The organism is Methylobacterium sp. J-077 (genome assembly GCF_022829365.1).
GTDB lineage: Bacteria > Pseudomonadota > Alphaproteobacteria > Rhizobiales > Beijerinckiaceae > Methylobacterium.
In genome coordinates this window covers 1-18,880 of sequence record NZ_JAKSYJ010000102.1, presented here as the reverse complement: position 1 = coordinate 18,880, position 18,880 = coordinate 1, and the positions used below count along the sequence as shown (strand labels likewise).

22 protein-coding genes are annotated in these 18,880 nt (G+C 70.2%); 13 read left to right on the top strand and 9 right to left on the bottom strand.

The annotated features are described in order from the left end of the window. Window positions 1-32 precede the first annotated feature (32 nt). From MKL11_RS08540 to MKL11_RS08520, 5 genes are all read left to right on the top strand, one after another. Window positions 33-1,313 (top strand): dicarboxylate/amino acid:cation symporter, encoded by a 1,281-nt coding sequence (locus MKL11_RS08540; protein ID WP_243942194.1) that lies wholly within the window; start codon window positions 33-35, stop codon window positions 1,311-1,313. Window positions 1,314-1,343: 30 nt separating this feature from the next. Then, the gene (locus MKL11_RS08535) at window positions 1,344-2,264 is read left to right on the top strand and encodes an amino acid ABC transporter substrate-binding protein (protein WP_409565830.1); all 921 of its coding nucleotides are present in this window, start codon (window positions 1,344-1,346) and stop codon (window positions 2,262-2,264) included. 110 nt (window positions 2,265-2,374) lie between these two features. Next, complete coding sequence (locus MKL11_RS08530; RefSeq protein WP_243942193.1) at window positions 2,375-3,049, top strand: DUF1007 family protein; 675 nt, start codon at window positions 2,375-2,377, stop codon at window positions 3,047-3,049. Then, complete coding sequence (locus tag MKL11_RS08525) at window positions 3,040-4,044, top strand: nickel/cobalt transporter (RefSeq protein ID WP_243942191.1); 1,005 nt, start codon at window positions 3,040-3,042, stop codon at window positions 4,042-4,044. The genes MKL11_RS08530 and MKL11_RS08525 overlap by 10 nt, the downstream gene beginning before the upstream one ends. Before the next feature lie 137 nt (window positions 4,045-4,181). Then, on the top strand, window positions 4,182-4,898 hold the full coding sequence (locus MKL11_RS08520; protein ID WP_243942189.1) for a hypothetical protein: 717 nt from the start codon (window positions 4,182-4,184) through the stop codon (window positions 4,896-4,898). Here MKL11_RS08520 and MKL11_RS08515 read toward each other — a convergent pair whose 3' ends face one another. Both MKL11_RS08515 and MKL11_RS08510 read right to left on the bottom strand, forming a co-directional pair. Then, on the bottom strand, window positions 4,899-5,486 hold the full coding sequence (locus MKL11_RS08515; RefSeq protein ID WP_243942187.1) for a histidine phosphatase family protein: 588 nt from the start codon (window positions 5,484-5,486) through the stop codon (window positions 4,899-4,901). Between the two features lie 37 nt (window positions 5,487-5,523). Next, window positions 5,524-5,919, bottom strand: a complete 396-nt coding sequence (locus MKL11_RS08510; RefSeq protein WP_243942185.1) for a VOC family protein — start codon at window positions 5,917-5,919, stop codon at window positions 5,524-5,526. A gap of 412 nt (window positions 5,920-6,331) precedes the next feature. On the opposite strand from MKL11_RS08510, the gene MKL11_RS08505 reads away from it, so the two are divergent. Continuing rightward, window positions 6,332-8,023 carry a methyl-accepting chemotaxis protein gene (locus MKL11_RS08505; protein ID WP_243942182.1) on the top strand — a complete coding sequence of 564 codons (1,692 nt, stop codon included), beginning with the start codon at window positions 6,332-6,334 and terminating at the stop codon, window positions 8,021-8,023. 442 nt (window positions 8,024-8,465) lie between these two features. Here the strand turns inward: MKL11_RS08505 and MKL11_RS08500 are convergent, their stop codons facing one another. Beyond that, the gene (locus MKL11_RS08500; RefSeq protein WP_243942180.1) at window positions 8,466-9,176 is read right to left on the bottom strand and encodes a L,D-transpeptidase; all 711 of its coding nucleotides are present in this window, start codon (window positions 9,174-9,176) and stop codon (window positions 8,466-8,468) included. Window positions 9,177-9,415: 239 nt separating this feature from the next. Here MKL11_RS08500 and MKL11_RS08495 point away from each other — a divergent pair, with 239 nt between their 5' ends. Further along, window positions 9,416-10,534, top strand: coding sequence for a metallophosphoesterase (locus MKL11_RS08495; RefSeq protein WP_243942179.1), 1,119 nt, complete (start codon window positions 9,416-9,418; stop codon window positions 10,532-10,534). A 42-nt stretch (window positions 10,535-10,576) separates the two neighbouring features. On the opposite strand, the gene recF is transcribed toward MKL11_RS08495, so the two are convergent. The 4 genes from recF to dnaN are packed head-to-tail and all read right to left on the bottom strand — an operon-like array spanning window position 10,577 to window position 13,384. Further along, on the bottom strand, window positions 10,577-11,713 hold the full coding sequence (gene recF, locus MKL11_RS08490) for a DNA replication/repair protein RecF (protein WP_243942177.1): 1,137 nt from the start codon (window positions 11,711-11,713) through the stop codon (window positions 10,577-10,579). After that, window positions 11,706-12,002, bottom strand: a complete 297-nt coding sequence (locus tag MKL11_RS08485; protein ID WP_243942175.1) for a type II toxin-antitoxin system RelE/ParE family toxin — start codon at window positions 12,000-12,002, stop codon at window positions 11,706-11,708. The genes recF and MKL11_RS08485 overlap by 8 nt, the downstream gene beginning before the upstream one ends. Next, on the bottom strand, window positions 11,999-12,250 hold the full coding sequence (locus tag MKL11_RS08480) for a type II toxin-antitoxin system ParD family antitoxin (protein ID WP_243942173.1): 252 nt from the start codon (window positions 12,248-12,250) through the stop codon (window positions 11,999-12,001). Before MKL11_RS08480 ends, MKL11_RS08485 begins: the two co-directional genes overlap by 4 nt. Before the next feature lie 12 nt (window positions 12,251-12,262). Next, window positions 12,263-13,384 carry a DNA polymerase III subunit beta gene (dnaN, locus tag MKL11_RS08475; RefSeq protein ID WP_243942171.1) on the bottom strand — a complete coding sequence of 374 codons (1,122 nt, stop codon included), beginning with the start codon at window positions 13,382-13,384 and terminating at the stop codon, window positions 12,263-12,265. 222 nt (window positions 13,385-13,606) lie between these two features. On the opposite strand from dnaN, the gene MKL11_RS08470 reads away from it, so the two are divergent. Next, window positions 13,607-14,917, top strand: a complete 1,311-nt coding sequence (locus MKL11_RS08470) for an MFS transporter (RefSeq protein WP_243942168.1) — start codon at window positions 13,607-13,609, stop codon at window positions 14,915-14,917. Window positions 14,918-14,929: 12 nt separating this feature from the next. On the opposite strand, the gene MKL11_RS08465 is transcribed toward MKL11_RS08470, so the two are convergent. Both MKL11_RS08465 and MKL11_RS08460 read right to left on the bottom strand, forming a co-directional pair. Next, entirely contained in the window at window positions 14,930-15,151 is a 222-nt protein-coding gene (locus MKL11_RS08465; RefSeq protein WP_243942166.1) for a hypothetical protein, read from the bottom strand. 61 nt (window positions 15,152-15,212) lie between these two features. Next, window positions 15,213-16,496 carry a hypothetical protein gene (locus MKL11_RS08460; protein WP_243942165.1) on the bottom strand — a complete coding sequence of 428 codons (1,284 nt, stop codon included), beginning with the start codon at window positions 16,494-16,496 and terminating at the stop codon, window positions 15,213-15,215. Between the two features lie 251 nt (window positions 16,497-16,747). Between MKL11_RS08460 and flgB the strand changes: the two genes are divergently transcribed. The 5 genes from flgB to MKL11_RS08435 all read left to right on the top strand — a co-directional run. After that, window positions 16,748-17,152, top strand: coding sequence for a flagellar basal body rod protein FlgB (flgB, locus tag MKL11_RS08455; RefSeq protein WP_243942163.1), 405 nt, complete (start codon window positions 16,748-16,750; stop codon window positions 17,150-17,152). A gap of 58 nt (window positions 17,153-17,210) precedes the next feature. Beyond that, window positions 17,211-17,618 (top strand): flagellar basal body rod protein FlgC, encoded by a 408-nt coding sequence (gene flgC, locus MKL11_RS08450; protein ID WP_243942161.1) that lies wholly within the window; start codon window positions 17,211-17,213, stop codon window positions 17,616-17,618. A gap of 20 nt (window positions 17,619-17,638) precedes the next feature. Beyond that, a complete protein-coding gene (gene fliE / locus MKL11_RS08445) occupies window positions 17,639-17,953 on the top strand; it encodes a flagellar hook-basal body complex protein FliE (protein WP_243942159.1) in 315 nt (104 codons plus the stop codon). 55 nt (window positions 17,954-18,008) lie between these two features. Continuing rightward, window positions 18,009-18,275, top strand: coding sequence for a flagellar biosynthesis protein FliQ (gene fliQ / locus MKL11_RS08440; protein WP_243942158.1), 267 nt, complete (start codon window positions 18,009-18,011; stop codon window positions 18,273-18,275). Window positions 18,276-18,326: 51 nt separating this feature from the next. Continuing rightward, on the top strand, window positions 18,327-18,880 hold a 554-nt coding region (locus tag MKL11_RS08435), incomplete at its 3' end, for a flagellar biosynthetic protein FliR (protein WP_243942156.1).

Genomic DNA, 18,880 nt, shown 5'->3' with positions numbered 1-18,880 from the left:
TCCATCCCGGGCGGCAACGAGGAGCAGTACCGATGTCGGGTTCACGGCTCACGACGTTGATTTTCATCGGCATGCTGCTCGGGATCGCGGTGGGCTACGCCTGCAGCATCACCTGGCCGGATCCGCAGACGGCCAAGGAAATCGCCGGCTACATCGCGCTGGTCTCGGATATCTTCCTGCGGCTGATCAAGATGATCATCGCGCCGCTGGTGTTCTCGACGCTGGTGGTCGGCATCGCGCATCTCGGCGACACCGCCGCGGTCGGCCGGGTCGGCGGCAAAGCGCTGCTGTGGTTCGTCGGCGCCTCGTTCTGCTCACTGATGCTCGGCCTGGTCCTGGTCAACCTGATGCAGCCGGGCCACAACCTGAACCTGCCGCTGCCGGATGTCGGCGCCGGCACCGGCCTCAAGGCGGCCTCGCTGTCGCTGAAGGAATTCGTCACCCACCTGGTGCCCAAGAGCGCCGTGGAGGCGATGGCCAACAACGAGATCCTGCAGATCGTGGTGTTCTCGATCTTCTTCGGCGTCGCCCTGGCGGCGCTCGGCGAGAAGGGGCACTTTCTGGCCCAGGGCATCGAGGGCCTGGCCGACGTCATGCTCAAGGTGACCGGCTACGTGATGCTGTTCGCACCCGTGGCGGTGTTCGCGGCGATCGCTGCGACGATCACCACGCAGGGGATCGGCGTGCTGATCACCTACGGCAAGTTCCTGATCGAGTTCTATACCGGCCTTGTCGTGCTTTGGTCGCTCCTCATGGGCGTCGGCTACCTGATGCTCGGAGGCAACGGCATCATGCGGCTGTTCAACCTGATCAAGGAGCCGTTCGTCCTCGCCTTCTCGACCGCGTCGAGCGAGGCGGCCTACCCGAAGATGCTGACCAATCTCGAGCAGTTCGGCGTGCCCAACCGCATCACCTCGTTCGTGCTGCCGATGGGCTACTCGTTCAACCTCGACGGCTCGATGATGTACTGCACCTTCGCGGTGATGTTCATCGCGCAGGCCTACAACATCCCGCTCACCTGGGGTCAGCAGCTCACGATGCTGTTCCTCCTGATGGTCACCTCGAAGGGCATGGCCGGCGTGCCGCGCGCCTCGCTGGTGGTGATCTCCGCGACGCTGACGCAGTTCAACATCCCCGAGGCCGGCCTGCTGCTGATCATCGGCATCGACCAGTTCCTGGATATGGGCCGCTCGGCGACCAACGTGCTCGGCAACAGCATCGCCACCGTCGCGGTGGCCAAGTGGGAGGGCCAGCTCACCACCTCCGACCAGCGCCTCGACCATGTCGGCACGGTTCCCTCGCCGGCCGAGTAGGACGGACTGGGATCACGCGGAGGACACGGCATGGCGGCGATGCGGTTCGGCTCGGTCCTGGCAGTGGTGTTCGCGCTGGCGGGCGTCCCGCGCCCCGCCGCCGCCGTCGAGGTGCTCACCGGCACCCTGAAGCGCGTGGCCGAGCGCGGCGAGATCGTGATCGGCTACCGGGAGAGCTCGGTGCCGTTCTCCTTCGTGGAGGGCAAGCACCGGGACGGCAGCCCCCGGGCGATCGGATACGCCATCGACCTCTGCGGCGAGATCGCCGACGACATCCAGGCGGCGATCGGCCGGACGGTGAAGGTCCGCTACGAGCCGGTCACCGCGGAGACCCGCATCCCGGCCCTGACCGCGGGCAAGATCGACCTCGAATGCGGCTCGACCACCGCGAACGCCGAGCGGCGCCGGAGCGTCGCGTTCTCGCCGGTCGACTACATCAGCGCGACGCAGCTACTCGTGAAGAAGGAGTCCGGCATCGCCTCCTATCGGGATCTCGCCGGCAAGACCGTCGTGGTCACGGCCGGCACCACCAACGAGAAGGCCGTGCGCGACCTCCTAGCCAAGCTCAAGATCCAGGCGCAGGTGGTGACCGCCCCCGACCACGCGGCCTCCTACGCGCTGGTGAAGTCCGGCCAGGCGGACGCCTTCGCCACCGACGACGTGCTGCTCTACGGCCTAATCGCCACCGACGGCCAGGACGGGGCGAACTACACGGTGCTGCCCGACAAGCTCTCTTACGAGCCCTACGGCATCATGTTCCGCAAGGACGACCCGGAACTTGCCGGGATCGTCGCCCAGACCTTCACCCGGCTCGCCGAGTCCCGCGAATTGCGCTGGACCTACGAGCGCTGGTTCGTGAAGCGCCTGCCCAACGGCGAGCGCCTCGACATCCCGATGTCGAACGACCTGCGGACGAGTTTCCAGCTGATGGGCCTCGACGCCCAGGAATGATGTTTTGGGATGATCTGTGCGCCGCGGCGCCTCGCTTTCGCCCAACCAGGGGATGAGGAAGGGGCCGCGTTTCTCGTGATCCCCCGCCGCAGCGAGCGTGCCGCCGCCCCATGCCGATCGCCGCGCATGTCCCGAACACTCTCGCCCTGCTCCTGGCGGCCGGCCTCGCCTGCGCCGCCACCGCCGCGTCCGCCCATCCGCATGTCTGGGTCACCGCGAAGGCGCAGTTCGTCTATCAGGACGGCAAGCTCGTCGGTGTGCGCGACACCTGGAGCTTCGACCCCGAATACACCGCCTTCGTCACCCAGGGCCTCGACGCCAACAAGGACGGCACCCTCTCGCCGGACGAGCTGGCCGGGCTCGCGGCCGAGAACACCGCGAACCTCGCCGAGTTCGGCTACTTCACGAAGCTGAAGGTCGGCGGCAAGGAGCAGGCCTTCGCCGATCCGAAGGAGCCGGCGATGCGGCTGGAGGGCAAGGCCCTGGTGATGAGCTTCCTGCTGCCGCTCAAGGCGCCGGTCCAGAAGGGCAGGGGCGTCGCCGCCCTGGAAGTCTACGACCCGACGTATTTCGTCGCCTTCTCGTTCGCGGAGGGAGCGGACGCCGCCACCCTCGCGGGCGCGCCGCAGGGCTGCGCCGCTACCGTCACCCGCCCGAAGACCGAGCAGCCCAGGACCGCCGAGGCCGGCTCCCCGGGCATGACCGAAGCGTTCTTCGACGCGCTCACCGCCGCCTCGTCCTACGGGGTTCAGTTCGCCAGCCGGATCCTGATCGCGTGTCCGTAGGGATCGGCATCGACGCGCCGCCCCGGCAGGAGCGGCTTAGGCTGCGGCTCGGGCTGCGGCTCGGGCTGATGGCCGGCGCCGTATTGCTGGCCGCCCTCGTGGCCGCCGGGCTGGCCTGGCTGATCGCCCCCGGGATCGCCGCGCCGCCGGCACGCTCGCCCTTCGGCATCGGCTTTCGCGAGGCGGCCCCGGCCGCCACCGGCCTCGGCGGGATGATCCTGGCGCTCCAGGCGAGCTTCTCCCGCAGCCTCAATGCCGCCGTCGTGGCGCTGAAGGGCGGCGGCGCCTGGGCGCCGCTGATCGGGCTCGCCTTCGCGTATGGCGTGTTCCACGCCGCCGGCCCGGGCCATGGCAAGGCGGTGATCGCCGGCTATATCCTGGCCGGGGAGCGGGCCCTGCGCCGGGGCTGCGCCTTGAGCGCCTGTGCCGCGCTGCTCCAGGCGCTGGTCGCGGGGGCGATCGTCGGGATCGGCACGGTCGTGCTGAACGCCACCGCCGCGACCGTGACCCGGGCCGGAACCGTGATCGAGACGGTGAGCTTCACCCTCGTCGCCCTGGTCGGGCTGGCCCTGACCTGGCGCAAGGCCGGGCGGCTCGCTCAGCTCGGCACGCCCTGCGGCCCCGGCTGCGCCCACCTGCCCGACGCCCGGACGCTCGCCGCCCTCGACGGCTGGCGCGCGCGCGCCGGCGTTGTCCTGGCGGCGGGATCGCGCCCCTGCGCCGGAGCGGTGCTGGTCCTGGTCTTCGCGGTGTCGCAGGGCGTGCCGGGGGCGGGAATCCTCGCGGTCCTGGCGATGGCGCTGGGGACGGCGCTGACCACGACGGCCCTGGCCTGCCTCGCGGTCTTCGCCAAGCGCGCGGCCCTGCGCCTCGCGGGCGGCCGCGGCCAGGCGGGCCTGCTGGCGATCGGCGGCCTGGAACTGGTGGCCGCCGCCTTCGTGCTGGTCCTGGGCGTCGCGATGCTGTCCGGCCTCGCCCTGAACCTCGCCGGCTAGATCCGGATTCAAAAGGTCGAGACTTTCTGCGGGTCGAGGGCGGAGCCCTGGCCTCTCGGGGGCAGAGCCTCAGCGAAATCGCCTCGCCAAAGGGTCCGTCCCGTGCCACGCTGCCGTATCAAGGCGGAGGAGCGCGGATGCACGCCGACTTCCAGACGATTCTGAACTGGCGCCTGCTGGCCGGATCGCATCCCTTCCCCGGCCCCGATGGCGGGACCTGCATCAACGAGGCGGCGATCGTGGCCGCGGGGCTGCCTTACAAGGCGATCCGGTCCAGCGCCGATTGTCCGCCTTGCTTCTCCCGGCCGATCGCTGCCTACGCGCTGGGCCTCAACGACGCGATGCCGGACGAGGCCCGGCCGCAGCTGATCGCCTTCGTGCTGCGTTTGTCGGGCAGCGCCGACCGGCCGGAGGTCGAGGCTGCCCGCACCCGGCGCCTCGCCCTGGAGAGCATCCGGCAGATCCTGGCGCCGCTCTGCACCCGGGCCGGCATGGCCGAGCATGCCGAGGCCTGCGCCGGCGCACCGGACCTGCCCCTGGCGCTGGCGGCGGCGCGTTCGGCGGAGTGGCAGGGCGGCGCGCTCGCGCAGGAGGCGGCCCGGACACGGCGCTGGCGCGACGGCGCGCTGCAATCCGCGGTCGCCCGCACGGCAACGGCGGCCCGGCGCGCCGCCGAGGATGCCCGCTGTGCTGCCGAAGTCGCCGAGGGCGCGGCCCCGTTCGTCCCGGATACGTGGGCGCGGGCCTGCACGATCCTCGACGCCACCCTGGCGATCGGCCGGCAGGCGCCGGAGATCGACCTGCTGGGGGCTCGGGAGCGTCTCGATGCGGCCCGGGCGAGAATCCCCGCCTGATCAGGCCAGGGCGGGCTCGGCGGTGAGGTCCAGCTCGATGGAGGCGCAGTTCTCCAGGAACGTGCCGGTGAGGTGATAGAAGAACGTCCCGTGGCCGACCACCGCGATGGTCGTCTCGGGCCGCGCCCGCAGCCAGTCCCGGAACCCGGCGACGCGGGCGTCGAACAGGTGGCGCGGCTCGACCGGGTAGCCGCCGACCTCGCAGCCGGGCTCCGCGTGCCACCAGATTTCGGGCAGGTGCCCGACCTCGAGATGCGGGAATTCCGCGGCGATCTCGGAAGCCGCCCGGCCGACGTCGCAGCTGCTCTCCTGGCATTCCCGGTGCAGCACCTCGACCAGGACCCGCGGCCGGCTGGGGTGCTCGTCGAACAGGAGCGCGGCGGTCTCGATCGCCCGGGTCAGCGGCGAGACCACCACCAGTTCGAACGGGATGTCCGCCAGGCGCACCCGGGCCTCCCGGGCCTGGGCCTGGCCCCGCGGGGTCAGCCGGGCATCGAGGAGGCCTGGATCGCCGCCGCCCAGCCGGTGGGCGGCGTTGAAGGTCGATTCGCCGTGGCGGATGCAGACGATGCGGGTGGTCTCGGGCATGAGGCTCGGATGTGTCGCGTGTCGGGAAGGGGGACGCTCAGGCGAAGCGGCCGCCGCGCTGGATGACCTCGATCTTGTAGCCGTCCGGGTCGGTGGCGAAGAAGAACCGCGCCAGCACGGTCTCGCCGTGCTCCAGGGACTTCACGTCGGTGGCCAGGAAACCTTCGCGGAGGTGCCGGGCGTGCTCGGCCTCAACGTCGTCGACCACGACGGCGATGTGGCCGTAGCCGTCGCCGAGATCGTAGGGCTTGTCGCGGCCCTTGTTCACGGTGAGCTCCAGCTCGAACGGCGAGGCCGGATCGCGCAGGTAGACCAGGGTGAAATCGTCGAAGTCGTAGCGGTCCGCCGCCTCGAAGCCGAAGGCTCTGGCGTAGTAATCACGCGCGCGCGCTTCGTCGCGAACGCGGATCATGGCGTGGACAGGCTTGGACATGCGGCGACGTTCCGGATTGTGCGAAGAGTGTCGGACGCCGCCTATGTGGCGCCGGCCTCCCGCCGTGGAAAGGGCCTGGCACCTGCGGCGGCGCCCCGCGGTCGCCGGACGACCGTCGCGCGACGCCCGAACATCAGACACGAACGATCGGTCGTCAGTGATAAATACCAATTGGCATATTCAGATGTAACGTGATCGTCTTTAAATTGCCGGTCCGCTGCTATACTGAGTATATTTATAGTATAACGAATATGAAATTACAGAGATCCGGTCTGATTGTCTGGATCTTGAAATGTCACCGTCGCCTACGAACACCGCAGATCTTAGGGCAGCCTTAACCGAAACGCGGCATCCGTTATGTTGATCAGGCTCGCAATTCGAGACCGATCGGGCCTTCCGGAGCCGAATAGAGATGCTGCGCCTGTCGAATCTCAAGATCATCACCAAGCTGGTGGCGATCGTCTCCCTGATCGGCGTCATGGTCGGCGCCGGCGTCTGGTACGCCCAGTCGCGGATGAGCCAGATCGATGACGCCTACAGTGCGTTCATCAGCCACGAGGCCGTCGCCGTCGCCGAGGGCCGCCGCGTCAACCGCTTCGTCTTCGAGCTCAACTACTACGTCTATCGGATCATCGCGGAGACCGACGCGGCCCAGATCCAGGCCGCCAATGCCGGGTTCGAGGCCGCCATACCGAACCTGAAGGCGACGCTCACGTCGCTGCATGACCGCGCACCCAAATTTGCCGGCCGGATCGACGAACTGGGGAGGCGCGTCGACCGGTTCCTGCAGGACGTGACCGAGGTGCGCCGCCTCGGCAGCATCAACCAGAACGATCAGGCGCTCGCGCTGGTCCATTCGGCGATCGATCCGACCTTCTCGAGCTTGGCGGTGGACGGCAACGCGCTCGCCAACGACATCAACGCCTACATGCAGAAGGGCTCCGACGACCTCACGGCCCAGACCAACGACACCCGCCTCAGCCTGATGATCTTCAGCACCATCGGGATGCTCGCGGGCCTGATCGCGGCGGCGTTCATCGCGATGGTCGGCATCACCGGCCCGCTCAACCGCCTGGTCGCCGTCCTGCAGCGGATGGCGCGGGGCGAGATCGACGCCGAGATCGCGGAGGCCGCCCGCAGGGACGAGATCGGCGCCGTCGGCAAGGCCGTGGAGGGCATCAAGGCGATGGTCGCCCGGAAAGCCGCCGAGGAAGCCGAAATCCGGCGCGTGGCCGAGGAAGCCGCAGCGGCCGCGCGCAAGCGGACCATGCTGGAGCTGGCCGACGGGTTCGAGCGCGCCGTCGGCGGCATCGTCGGCCTGGTCTCGTCCTCGGCGACGGAACTGCAGGCGACCGCCCAGACCATGACGGCGAGCGCCACCGAGACCGCCAGCCAGTCCACCACGGTGGCCGCCGCCGCCGAGGAAGCCGCTGCCAACGTCGAGACCGTGGCCGCCGCCGCGGAGGAGCTGGGCTCGTCCGTGCAGGAGATCGGCCGGCAGGTCCTGGGCTCGGCGAGACTCGCCCAGACGGCCGTCGGCGAGGCGGACCAGACCCATCATCTCGTGCAGGCGCTGAGCCAGGCGGCCACCCGCATCGGCGACATGGTCGGGCTGATCTCGACCATCGCCGGCCAGACCAACCTGCTGGCGCTCAACGCCACGATCGAGGCAGCCCGGGCCGGGGAGGCCGGCCGGGGCTTTGCCGTGGTCGCGTCCGAGGTGAAGGAGCTGGCCGCGCAGACCGCCAAGGCGACGGAGGAAATCAGCCAGCAGATCGGCCAAATCCAGGGCGTGACCGGCCAGGCCGTCACGGCGATCGGGGCGATCACGACGCGGATCCGGGAGATCGACTCGGTGGCGACCTCGATCGCCGCCGCCGTGGAGCAGCAGGGCGCCGCCACCCAGGCGATCGTGCGCAACGTCGCCCAGGCCGCCACCGGCACCAACGAGGTCACGAGCAACATCGCCGGCGTCGCCCAGGCCTCCGAGGAGACCGGCTCCGCCGCGAGCCAGGTGCTCGGCGCGGCGGGCGAATTGTCCCGCCAGGCGGAGCATCTCGGCGCCGAGGTCTCGCACTTCCTCGCCACCGTGCGGGCGGCGTGAGCCGCGCCGTCATCGCGGCGACCCGGGCGGGCTGTCGGGGTCACGGATCGCGTTCGGCGGCAAGGGCCTGAAAATCGCGCGTTCCCCCCCTTGTGGGGAGGGGTCAGGGGTGGGGGTGGTGCAGGATGGGGCGCAGCGATGCCGTTTGAACCGCCCCCACTTCCAACGCGACCCCGCAGGGCTACGGGCTATACAGGTTTCGGTCAGAGCCGTGGTCCTGCCGCTGGCGGAGGAGGCGCAAGTCCCCCCTCCCGTGCGGGAGAGGGACAGGGTGAGGGGTGCGACATCTCCGGAAAGCTCTGGCCCCCCACCTCAACCCTCTCCCGCACGGGAAAGGGCGCGCGTCGTGCCTGACCGAAGCCGGTGCGTGAACGTCGCAGCCCGACCACGTGGGAACGAAGCGCGACGTCATCCGCACCGCCTAAGGCCGAAGGTCCGCGTTCTACGCCGGCAGCACGACCACCTTCGTCTTGACCGGCGTGCGCGCGTAGAGGTGGATCATGTCCTGGCTGAGCAGGCCGACACAGCCGCTCGTGATCCCCGAGCCGATCGTCTCGGGATCGCTGCTGGCGTAGATCGTGTAGAGCGTATAGGCGCCGTTCTGGTAGAGATGGAGGGTGCGGGCGCCGAGCGGGTTGTCGAGGCCGCCCGGCATGCCGCGGGCGTATTTGGCCGCCTCGGGCTGGCGCTTGATCATCTCCCTGGGCGGCGTCCAGGTCGCCCATTCGGACTTGCGGCCGACATAGGCGTCGCCGCTCCACAGGAACCCGTCGCGGCCGACATTGGCGCCGTACCGGGTGGCTGATCCGTCGCCCTCGACGCGGTAGACGTAGTAGTTGCCGGGATCGACGATGATCGTGCCGGCGGCTTCCTTGGTCTCGTAGCGGACCGTCCGACGGTAATACTTCGGATCGACCTTGCTGATGTCGACCGCCGGGATCGGGAACTTTTCGTCCGGCATCGGCCCGTAGACCTTCGCCGCCTCGGCGAGGAGCAGGCCGTCGGATGTCGCGCAACCGGCGAGCCCCAGCGCGCCGAGACCGGCGGCCGAGCCGGCCAGGAACGACCGGCGGCTGAGAAGTCCCGCCCGGTGGCCGCGCAGAGCGGCCTCACCCCTGTCGCCGACATCGGCGTCCCAACCGTCCCTGATCATGATCCCGGACTTCCTATGGCCCGCGGCCCAATGCGGTATCGCTGCGGCCGACATCAATTGCGCGTCCTGCCAAGCTGAGATTGGCAAGGCCGATCTCGACTGGCAAGCTCGGCTTTTACATCGAGAGTGTGGCCAAAACTTTTCGGCGTGCGGATCAGGCATCCGCTCCGCATCAGGCCACGCGGATGCCGCGCGGCAAGCTTTGCCTTCAGGGCGTCGCCCGGTCCATGGAGAGGCCCATGATCCGCCTCATCCCCAGCCTGCCCGCTGTCTACGTCATCGCGCGGGGCGTGTGGCCGCTGCCCTGGCCGCTCGCGCTCAAGCTCGCCCTGGCCGCCGTTCTGTTGGTCGCGTCCCAGTTCCACCTGTGGAGCCGTCTCTCCTCCGGCTCGGTCTTCGCGCCGGAGTTCCCCCGCCCGGTGGTGATCCTGTTCAATTGGGCCTTCGGCGCCATTGCGCTGGCGGCAGTCATGCTGCTCGCCCTCGACATGGCGGCGCTGGCCTCCCGGGTCCTGCCCGGGGGCGGTTGGGCCATCCCCGCCGCTTGGCGCTATGCGGTGGCCCTCGCGGCCGCGCTCTTGGCGGCGATCGCCGTGCGGCAGGCCGTGCGCGTGCCGCCGTTGAACGATCTCTCCGTCGGGATCGCGGACCTGCCCCTCGGCTTCGACGGCTACACGATCCTGCACCTGACCGACCTGCATATCAGCCGCCTGTTCCCGGCCGCCTGGGCGCGGGTCGTCGTCGCGCGGGCCAACGACCTCGGCACCGACCTGATCGTGGTGACGGGTGACTTCATCGACGGTTCGCTCGCGTCCCGACGGGCTGACGTCGAGCCCCTGCGCGCGTTGCAGGCGCGGGACGGTATCTGGGCCGTGCCGGGCAATCACGAGTATTTCTTCGACCACGATTCCTGGATGCGCCACCTCGCGGGGCTGGGGATCCACATCCTCGCCAACGGCCACACGGTCCTGAGGCGCGACGGCAACGCGCTGGTGCTGGCGGGCGTCACCGATCGCTCGGCCCCCGCCACCGGCCACCCGGGTCCCGATCTCGAGGCCGCCCTGGCCGGTGCCCCGGCGGGCGCGCCGATCGTGCTGCTGGACCACCAGCCGGCACAGGCCGCGCGTGCCGCTGCGCGCGGTGTGGCGCTGCAGCTCTCCGGCCATACCCACGGCGGCATGATCCGCGGCCTGGACCGGTTGGTGGCGCGGGGCAATGCCGGGTTCGTCTCCGGGACGTACCGGGTCGGCGCCATGCTTCTCTACGTCAGCAACGGCACCGGGCTGTGGCCCGGCTTCGCCCTTCGTCTCTGTCGCCCGTCCGAGCTGACCCGGATCACCCTGCGGCGCGCCTCATGACGCGGATCTGATCCTGACGGTCGGCCGATATCCCGGCCCCCGTCACCCCCCGATCCGCAGCACCTCCGTCCGGTCGCCCGCCTGTTCGAACGCGGCCGGGTCGGCGCCGGTCATCCAGACCTGGCCGGGGAGGGCGTCGAGGGCCTCGAACAGGCCGGCCCGGCGGCGGGGGTCGAGATGCGCCGCGACCTCGTCGAGCAGGATCATCGGGGCGATGCCGCTCATCGCCCGGACCAGCCGGGCATGGGCCAGGACCAGTCCGATCAGCAGGGCCTTCTGCTCCCCCGTGGAGGCGGTTCCGGCCGGGACGTCCTTGGGGCCGTGGCGGACCACGAGATCGGTGGTCTGCGGCCCGGTGAGGGTGCGGCCAGCGGCCCGGTCGCGGTTGCGGCCGTTGCGCAGGGCCAGGCGGAAGCGGTCCTCCGCCTCGATGGCCGGCCAGACCGCCACGAGGTCGTCGAGGTCGCCCTCCAGGCGGATCGAGGCCCAGGGGAAGGGCTGCGCATCGTCCCGGGTCTCGGCGATCAGCCGGTCCAGGCGCTCGGCGGTCTCCCGGCGGGCAAGCGCGACCGCGACCCCGAGTTCGGCGACCTCCCGCTCCACAGCGTCGAGCCAGCGGCCGTCATCGGGCCGGTCCTCCAGCAGCCGGTTGCGCGAGCGCAGGGCCCGCTCCATGGCCGAGACGCGCGCCCCGTGGCCGGCATCCACCGCCAGGACCAGCCGGTCGAGGAACCGGCGCCGGTCGCCGGCGGCGCCGCGGAACAGGCCGTCGAGATCCGGGGTCAGCCAGACCACCCGGACGAACTCGCTGAACGCCACCGGCGAAGAAGCGGGGGCGCCGTCGATCCGGCAGAGCCGGCTCGTGCGCCCATCCGGTCCCGGCGGCTCAAGACCGGTGCCGAGGCGATGCTCGGCGCCGTCCCGGTCGAGGGTCAGCGACACGGCGAAGCCCCCCGGGCCGTCCGTGCGCGCCATGGCGGCGAACTCGGCCCGGCGCAGGCCCCGTCCCGGCACGAACAGGGAGATCGCTTCCAGCAGGTTGGTCTTGCCGGCGCCGTTCTCGCCGACCAGGGCCACGAAGCGGGCGCCGGGGGTGAGTTCGAGATCGGCGTGATTGCGGAAGTCGCGGGCGATCAACCGGGTGAGACGTGTGGATCCGGCGGTGTCGGGTTCATTCATAAGGCGGCACGATGGACCGGTCGCGAGCCGAGTGCAGCACGCGACCGATCGAAAAGCGGTCGTCGAGGATGCGATGAAGGATCAAGTAAGATCGGAATATGAGGATCCGTACGGTGAGAGCAATCTCCGGCGCAGGCCTGCCCATCATCGGCTGACGACCGAGCGCCCGACATCGGGTGCGCAGCTCAGAGACGAAGCTGCGGGCACGCGTCGGATTGTCAGCCGCGATGACGTCGCCAATCTCGCGCAGATCGGCTCGGGCTTGTCGCGACAAGACGACAGGCTTCAAGAGGCGGCCTTTTCCATGGCGGCATAGCGCGCCTCCAAGGCATCCAGCGTGGCGTCGAGCGGTTCGCAATCGCCACTCTCGACGCCCTCCCGCCAAGCCTCGCGCAACGTCCCAAGGCGATCCTCGTGCTGGAGCAGCAACGCGACACCGGCGGCGACCGCCTCCTCCGGCGAACCGTAGCGACCCGCCACGATCAGACGATCGAGCGAGGCTGCCTGAGTCGGATCGAGGATGACGGCTTTCGGCATGGCAGCCTGATCCTACACCCGCATCGGCATCAGCACGTACAGGGCCGGCGCGCCCTCGCGGTCCTGGATCAGGGTCGGCGAGCCCGGGTCGGCGAGCTTGAACAGGGCGGTGTCGCCCTCGAGCTGCGCGGTGATGTCGAGCAGGTAGCGGGCGTTGAAGCCGATATCGAGGCCGGCCGCCTCGTAATCGACGTCGAGCTCTTCCGTGGCGCTGCCCGAATCCGGGTTGTTGACCGAGAGCGCCAGGCGCCCCTCGGTGAGCCCGAGCTTCACGGCGCGGCCGCGCTCGGACGAGATCGTCGAGACCCGGTCCACCGCCTTGGCGAAGGCGTCCCGCTCGACGGTGAGGCGCTTGTCGTTGTTGGCCGGGATCACCCGCTGGTAGTCCGGGAAGGTGCCGTCGATCAGCTTCGAGATCAGGGTCAGGCCTCCCGCAAAGCGCAGGCGGATCTTGGCGGGCGACAGGTCGACCGCGACGGTCTCGCCGCCGTCGTCCAGAAGCTTCTGGATCTCGGCCACCGCCTTGCGGGGCACGATCACCCCCGGCATGCCGACGCTGCCCTGCGGGGCCGGGATCTCGACCCGGGCGAGACGGTGGCCGTCGGTGGCGACCGCGCGCATCACCGGGCCGGCCTCGGTCTCCAGCGTGTGCAGGTAGATGCCGTTGAGATAGTAGCGCGTCTCCTCGGTGGAGATCGCGAACTGGGTCTTGTCGATCAGCCGCTTCAGGTCGGCGCTCGCGATCTCGAACCCGTGCGGCATCTCGCCGGCGGCGAGATCGGGGAAGTCGCCCTCCGGCAACGCACCGAGGGCGAAGCGCGAGCGGCCCGAGCGGATCGTCATCTGGCCGGATTCGCCGCCGGTCTCCAGGGAGACCTGGGCGCCGTCGGGCAGCTTGCGCACGATGTCGTAGATCACGTGCGCCGGCACCGTGGTGGCGCCGGGATCGGCCACGTCGGCCGGCACGCTCTCCGTGACCTCGATATCGAGATCGGTCGCGCGGAGCTGCAGGCTCGACCCCTCCGAACGCAGCAGCACGTTCGACAGGATCGGGATCGTGTTGCGGCGCTCGACGACCCGGTGCACGTGGCCGAGCGACCTGAGCAGGGCCGCGCGCTCGACGGTGACTCTCATCGCAGTACTCAAGTGATGTGGGAGGGCGCCGCGGCCGGCATCCCTCACGAAAACAGGCCGATCAGCTTGGCGAAGGGGACAGGCGAACGCAAGGCCGCCGTCGCGGCATCGCACAGCTACGCCGCCCTCCGACGGGATTCAGGGTTTCCGCCGGGGCCGCCCCGTGCGAAAGCGCCGCGCTCCACCTGAAGTGGCACCGACCGCCCGAGTCCGAAACGAACCATGTTGCAGACCGTCGAAACAGCAGGCCCGCGCGGCGCCGCCCCGAGTGCCAGTCCCGGCCGCATCCTGGCCGCGAGCTTCGTCGGCACGGCGATCGAGTTCTTCGATTTCTACATCTACGCCACGGCGACCGCGCTGGTGATCGGCCCGGTCTTCTTCCCGGCCGGCGCCCCCGGGGTGCAGCAGCTCAGCGCGTTCGCGACCTTCGCGATCGCGTTCATCGCCCGGCCGTTCGGGGCGGCCCTGTTCGGGCATTTCGGCGATCGGGTCGGCCGCAAGGCGACCCTGGTGGCGTCGCTGCTGATCATGGGCCTGTCCACCGTCCTGATCGGCTGCCTGCCGACCTACGCCACCGCGGGCTGGTGGGCGCCCGCCGCCCTGTGCGTCCTGCGCTGCGGCCAGGGCATCGGGTTCGGCGGCGAGTGGGGCGGGGCGGCCTTGCTCGCCGTGGAGAACGCGCCCCCGGGCAAGCGCGCCTGGTACGGCATCTTCCCGCAACTCGGCGCACCGGTCGGCTTCATCCTGGCCAATCTCGGCTTCCTGTGCCTCAGCTTCGGCCTGACGCCCGAGAGCTTCCAGGCCTGGGGCTGGCGCCTGCCGTTCCTGGCCTCGGCCGCCCTGGTCGGCGTCGGGCTCTACGTGCGGCTGAAGCTCACCGAGACGCCGGCCTTCAAGGCGGCGCTGACCGAGGCAAAGCCCGAGCGTGTGCCGTTCGCTACGATGCTGACCCAGCACGGCCGTGCGGTCCTGATCGGCACCTTCGCCATGGTGGCGGTCTACGCGGTGTTCTACCTCTCGACGGTGTTCGCCCTCGGCTACGGCACCGGCACGCTGGGCTACACCCGGCCGACCTTCCTGCTGTTCGAGTGCATCGCGGTCTGCTTCATGGCGCTCGGGACCGTGATCTCGGGGGCGGCCGCCGACCGGTTCGGGCGCAAGCCGGTGCTGCTCTCCGGCATGGTCGCGGTGTTCGCCCTCGGCTTCCTGATGGGCCCGATGCTCGGAAACGCGGCCGCCGCCGGGACCTGGCCGCCGGTGCTGGGCTTCCTGTGCCTCAGCCTACTGACGATGGGCTGGGTGTTCGGCCCCATGGGCGCCGTGCTGCCCGAGCTGTTCCCGACCCGGATCCGCTACACGGGCGCCTCGGTCACCTACAACCTCGCCGGGATCCTGGGCGCCTCGGGCGCGCCCTACATCGCCCAGGAACTGGCGGCCTATGGTGGGATCGGGTTCGTCGGCTTCTATCTCGCGGTCGCGGCGGTGATCAGCTTCGGGGCCGTGCTGGCCATGCGGGAGACCGTGAACGATTGAGGGATCAGCCCCTCAGAGGCGGGCTTGGGCGGCCGGCTCGTAGCGGCCGAGGAACCGGGTCCGGTCCCACAGCTCGATCGCCGCGTCGGCGACCATGGCCCGGGCGCGGCGGCGCGCCTGCGTATCGTCCGCGGCCGGCACGATCTCGGCCGAGAACACCCGGCCGGCCCGGTCGAGCTTGAACGCCCGGTAGGCGCGGTTTCGCTGAGCGGTCTGTGCATCCAGGTTGAGCATCGGGTCCTCCTCGGAACCCGAGCCTTCCGAAAACGGGTTAACCGTCCGTCAACACGCAGTTTCAGATCTGCTTGTCGAGCGGACGACCCAGGAGGCGCGCGAACTCCGCCTCGATCTCCTCCACGGAGAACGGATTGCCGGCGGCTTTCGGCTCGGGCCGCAGCGGCGCGGCGGGCGCAGCCGGGGCAGGCGGCAGAGGAGCGGGCGGAGGCGCCACGGGCGCCGACGGTCGGGGGGCCGGGGGCTCGGGCGCCGGCGGCACGACCGGCGGCGGCTCGGGCGGTGCAGCGGGCGCGGGTGGCGGCGGCTGGGGCGGCGGCTTAGCGACCGACGGGGCGGGGGGCGGAGGAGGAGCGGCCATCATCGCGGCCACCGGATCCACCGGCTCGGGCGTTGGCGAGGGCGGCGCCGGCGTCACCGCCGAGGCCGGGCGCGAAAGCGCGGCCTGGAGCTGGCGCGCCATGTCGTTGAGCACAGCCGGATCGACGGTCCGGCGCTCGGTGGGGACGGTCAGGCTCGGCGCCGCACGGGCGGGCTCGGGGCGCTCGGGGTCGGCCTCCGGCTTGCGCTCCGAGGCCGGATTTGGCCGCGGCTCGGCGAGCGGCGGCGCGGTGCGGCTCAGGATCCGCCGAGGCGAGAGCGTCTCCCGGAGCGGCGCCGCCGGCGGCTCGGCGGCGCGGGGCTGCAGCGCGGCGGGCGCCGACACTTCTTGCCCGGGCTCGTCGCCGCCCAGCAGGTTGACGTCGAGCGGGAAGGTCACCGGCGGGGCGGCCCCGGAACGCGGCACCGGCGGCGGCACGACGACCGGCATCTCGAAGCCCGGGTCGAACAGCGGCTCGGAGCGGCGGCCGGCGATCTCGGCGAGAGCTCGGGGCGGCTCGGCCAGGCGTCCGCCCTGCGCTAGGGGATCCGGCAGCGGCTCGGCCAGCGGCTCCGGCCCCGCATCGGCGCGCAGGCTGGCTTCGGGGAGGGGGCGCTGCGTACGCTGGATGTTGCGCTCGACCACCACGTCGTTCGGGCCGCCCACCAGCAGCAGGTGCTCGACATTGTCCCGGCGCAGCAGGATCAGCTGCCGGGCGCGATCGAGCTCGTATACGTCGACGATGCCGAGCCGGGGCTGGCGCCCGCGCGCGGGTGTGCGGCCGGGCAGCGTCAGGCTGCGTCCGGTCAGGCGCCGCACCGTGAACACGATCGCGGCCAACGCCGTGAAGATGACGGCGAAGATCACGACATACTGGACGATGGGGGAGCCCTCAGAACCGAACACGGATTGCAGCCATGGCAAGGTTACGCACTCGCACGTTTCGGCCGCCGCGGGGCCGCGCTCGGCACGAGCGTCGCTCATACCACGCCGCCAGCCCTGCCAGGCAAACGACGTTAAGACTTCGTTAACAGGCCCTTAAGTTTAGCGCCATCAAGACAAGAGGTTGTGAAGGACCCGCCCGGGCTATCCCCAGGAACGTCACGTTCGGCCCGCACGCCCGATGTCCGGACAGGAAACGGCAGCACCGCCGCTTAACGGTGCGTTAACCATGCAGGCGGCAGATTTTGCCGAGCCCGCCGATCCCGCGCGGCGTCGCGAGACCGGAGGCGACCGTGGCCCTGACCGACCTGCCCATCCTGGGCATGCTGCGCACCCGGATGCAGTGGGCGCAGGCGCGCCAGGGGCTGATCGCCGAGAACGTCGCCAACGCCGACATGCCGGGCTTCAAGCCGCGCGACCTGGCGGATCTTCGCTTCGACCGGACCACCGGTAGCGCGGTCGACACCTCACCCGGCCTGACGCTGACCAGTTCCGCCCACATCGCGCCCCCCGGGCAGTCCGAGGCCGGAGCCGATCCCAAGCGGGCCAAGAGCTTCGAGATCCGCCCGAGCGGCAATGCGGTCAATCTCGAGGACGAGATGATGAAGGCCGGCGACAACCAGTCAGATTACCAGCTCGCCGCCTCGCTCTACCAGCACAGCCTGACCACCCTGAAGATCGCCATCGGCAAGAGCTGACGGTTTCGGAACCGAACCGGATGTGCCGTCGACACGCGGCGGAGGAGGGCCCTGAGCCATGGAATTCAGCAAGTCGCTCACCGTGGCGGCCGCCGGCCTCAAGGCGCAGTCGGGCCGGATGCGGATCATCGCCGAGAACATCGCCAACGCCGATTCCGCGCCTGCCTCGGCCGGAGCCGAGCCGTACCGTCGCAAGATCCCGTCCTTCACCAGCCACATGGACCCCGAGACCGGGGCGAAGCTGGTGGAAGCCGGGCGGGTCGGGCGCGACCCTTCCGCGTTCCGGACCAAGTTCGAGCCCGGCAACCCCGCGGCCAACGCCCGGGGCGAGGTGCAGATGCCCAACGTCAACGCGCTCATCGAGAACATGGATCTGCGCGAGGCCCAGCGCTCCTACGAGGCGAACCTCAACATGGTGACGTCCACGCGCAAGATGCTGTCGCAGACGCTGTCGATCCTCAAGTGAGCGCGAAGGAAGCCTAGTCGATGGCGACGAGCAATTTCGCAGCGGGTGCCTACGCCGCCGTTCAGGGCATGGCCAGCGGCCGTCCCGCCCCCAAGGTCCAGTCGACCGGAGAGGCCGGCGGCGACTTCATGCAGCTCCTCGGCAACGCCCTGGACAATGTCGGGGATGCCGGGCGGCGAGCCGACGACCAAGCGATCTCGGCGGCCTCCGGCAAAGCCAACGTCGTCGACGTGGTCACCGCCGTGGCCGAGAGCGAGACCGCCCTGCAGACCATGGTCGCCGTGCGCGACCGCATGATCTCTGCCTACGAAGAAATCATGCGGATGCAGATCTGAGCATTCCTGGCCGGATTCCGGAATTTCTCAGCCTCCTATTTGAGCAAGACAGCCCATGACCGGCCTCGCCATCCTCGACGTCGCCCGCGACGGCATCTTCGTCTTCCTCAAGGTCGCAGGGCCCCTGATGCTGGTCGCGCTCGTGGTCGGGCTGATCGTGTCGCTGGTCCAGGCGCTGACGCAGGTCCAGGAACAGACGCTGATCTACGTGCCCAAGATCGTCGCGGTGTTCGCCGCGCTCCTGCTGATGCTGCCGTTCATCGGCGACGCCATGGCCGGCTACATGACCCGCATCGCCGCCCGCATCGCGATGGGCGGATGATGGCTGGGTCCGGCGCGACAGGAACGGCGCGCCCGTGCCATAGGGGCGGCGATGAACCTGCTCCTGCCCAGCATCGCCTCAGCCTATCTGATCACCTTCGCCCGGGTCGGCACGCTGATCATGCTGATGCCGGGCGTCGGCGAGCAGATGGTGTCGCCGCGGATGCGGCTGTCCTTCGCTCTGCTGACCACGCTGGTCCTGTTCCCGACCGTGCGCCCGCTGCTCGGCGGCACCGACGGCCTGGCAGGCCCGCGGCTGATCGGGCTCCTGTTCGCCGAGACGATCGTCGGGCTGGTGCTCGGCCTGTCGGTCCGGATGGTGCTGGCCGCCCTACAGACCGCCGGGCTGATCATCTCGCAGCAGCTCGGCCTGGCCTACGCCATGACGGTGGACCCGAGCTACGGCGGGCAGCAGGCCGCGCTCGGCAACTTCCTCTCGCTGCTGGGCGTCACGCTGATCTTCGCCGCCGACCTGCACCACCTCGCCATCGAGGGTCTGGCGCAGAGCTACGTGGTGCTACCCCCGGACGGGGTCCCGGCCTTCTCGGACGCGCTGATGCTGGCGCTGAAGGCGCTCACCCGGGGCTTCACCCTGGCAGTGCAGAT

Excerpts from the sequence above, each read along its gene's own strand:
- MKL11_RS08540 (WP_243942194.1), top strand. The coding sequence starts at position 33 with ATGTCGGGTTCACGGCTCACGACGTTGATTTTCATCGGCATGCTGCTC.
- MKL11_RS08535 (WP_409565830.1), top strand. The coding sequence starts at position 1,344 with ATGGCGGCGATGCGGTTCGGCTCGGTCCTGGCAGTGGTGTTCGCGCTG.
- MKL11_RS08530 (WP_243942193.1), top strand. The coding sequence starts at position 2,375 with ATGCCGATCGCCGCGCATGTCCCGAACACTCTCGCCCTGCTCCTGGCG.
- MKL11_RS08520 (WP_243942189.1), top strand. The coding sequence starts at position 4,182 with ATGCACGCCGACTTCCAGACGATTCTGAACTGGCGCCTGCTGGCCGGA.
- MKL11_RS08515 (WP_243942187.1), bottom strand. The coding sequence starts at position 5,486 with ATGCCCGAGACCACCCGCATCGTCTGCATCCGCCACGGCGAATCGACC.
- MKL11_RS08510 (WP_243942185.1), bottom strand. The coding sequence starts at position 5,919 with ATGTCCAAGCCTGTCCACGCCATGATCCGCGTTCGCGACGAAGCGCGC.
- MKL11_RS08505 (WP_243942182.1), top strand. The coding sequence starts at position 6,332 with ATGCTGCGCCTGTCGAATCTCAAGATCATCACCAAGCTGGTGGCGATC.
- MKL11_RS08500 (WP_243942180.1), bottom strand. The coding sequence starts at position 9,176 with ATGATCAGGGACGGTTGGGACGCCGATGTCGGCGACAGGGGTGAGGCC.
- MKL11_RS08495 (WP_243942179.1), top strand. The coding sequence starts at position 9,416 with ATGATCCGCCTCATCCCCAGCCTGCCCGCTGTCTACGTCATCGCGCGG.
- recF (WP_243942177.1), bottom strand. The coding sequence starts at position 11,713 with ATGAATGAACCCGACACCGCCGGATCCACACGTCTCACCCGGTTGATC.
- MKL11_RS08480 (WP_243942173.1), bottom strand. The coding sequence starts at position 12,250 with ATGCCGAAAGCCGTCATCCTCGATCCGACTCAGGCAGCCTCGCTCGAT.
- dnaN (WP_243942171.1), bottom strand. The coding sequence starts at position 13,384 with ATGAGAGTCACCGTCGAGCGCGCGGCCCTGCTCAGGTCGCTCGGCCAC.
- MKL11_RS08470 (WP_243942168.1), top strand. The coding sequence starts at position 13,607 with ATGTTGCAGACCGTCGAAACAGCAGGCCCGCGCGGCGCCGCCCCGAGT.
- MKL11_RS08465 (WP_243942166.1), bottom strand. The coding sequence starts at position 15,151 with ATGCTCAACCTGGATGCACAGACCGCTCAGCGAAACCGCGCCTACCGG.
- MKL11_RS08460 (WP_243942165.1), bottom strand. The coding sequence starts at position 16,496 with ATGAGCGACGCTCGTGCCGAGCGCGGCCCCGCGGCGGCCGAAACGTGC.
- flgC (WP_243942161.1), top strand. The coding sequence starts at position 17,211 with ATGGAATTCAGCAAGTCGCTCACCGTGGCGGCCGCCGGCCTCAAGGCG.
- fliE (WP_243942159.1), top strand. The coding sequence starts at position 17,639 with ATGGCGACGAGCAATTTCGCAGCGGGTGCCTACGCCGCCGTTCAGGGC.
- fliQ (WP_243942158.1), top strand. The coding sequence starts at position 18,009 with ATGACCGGCCTCGCCATCCTCGACGTCGCCCGCGACGGCATCTTCGTC.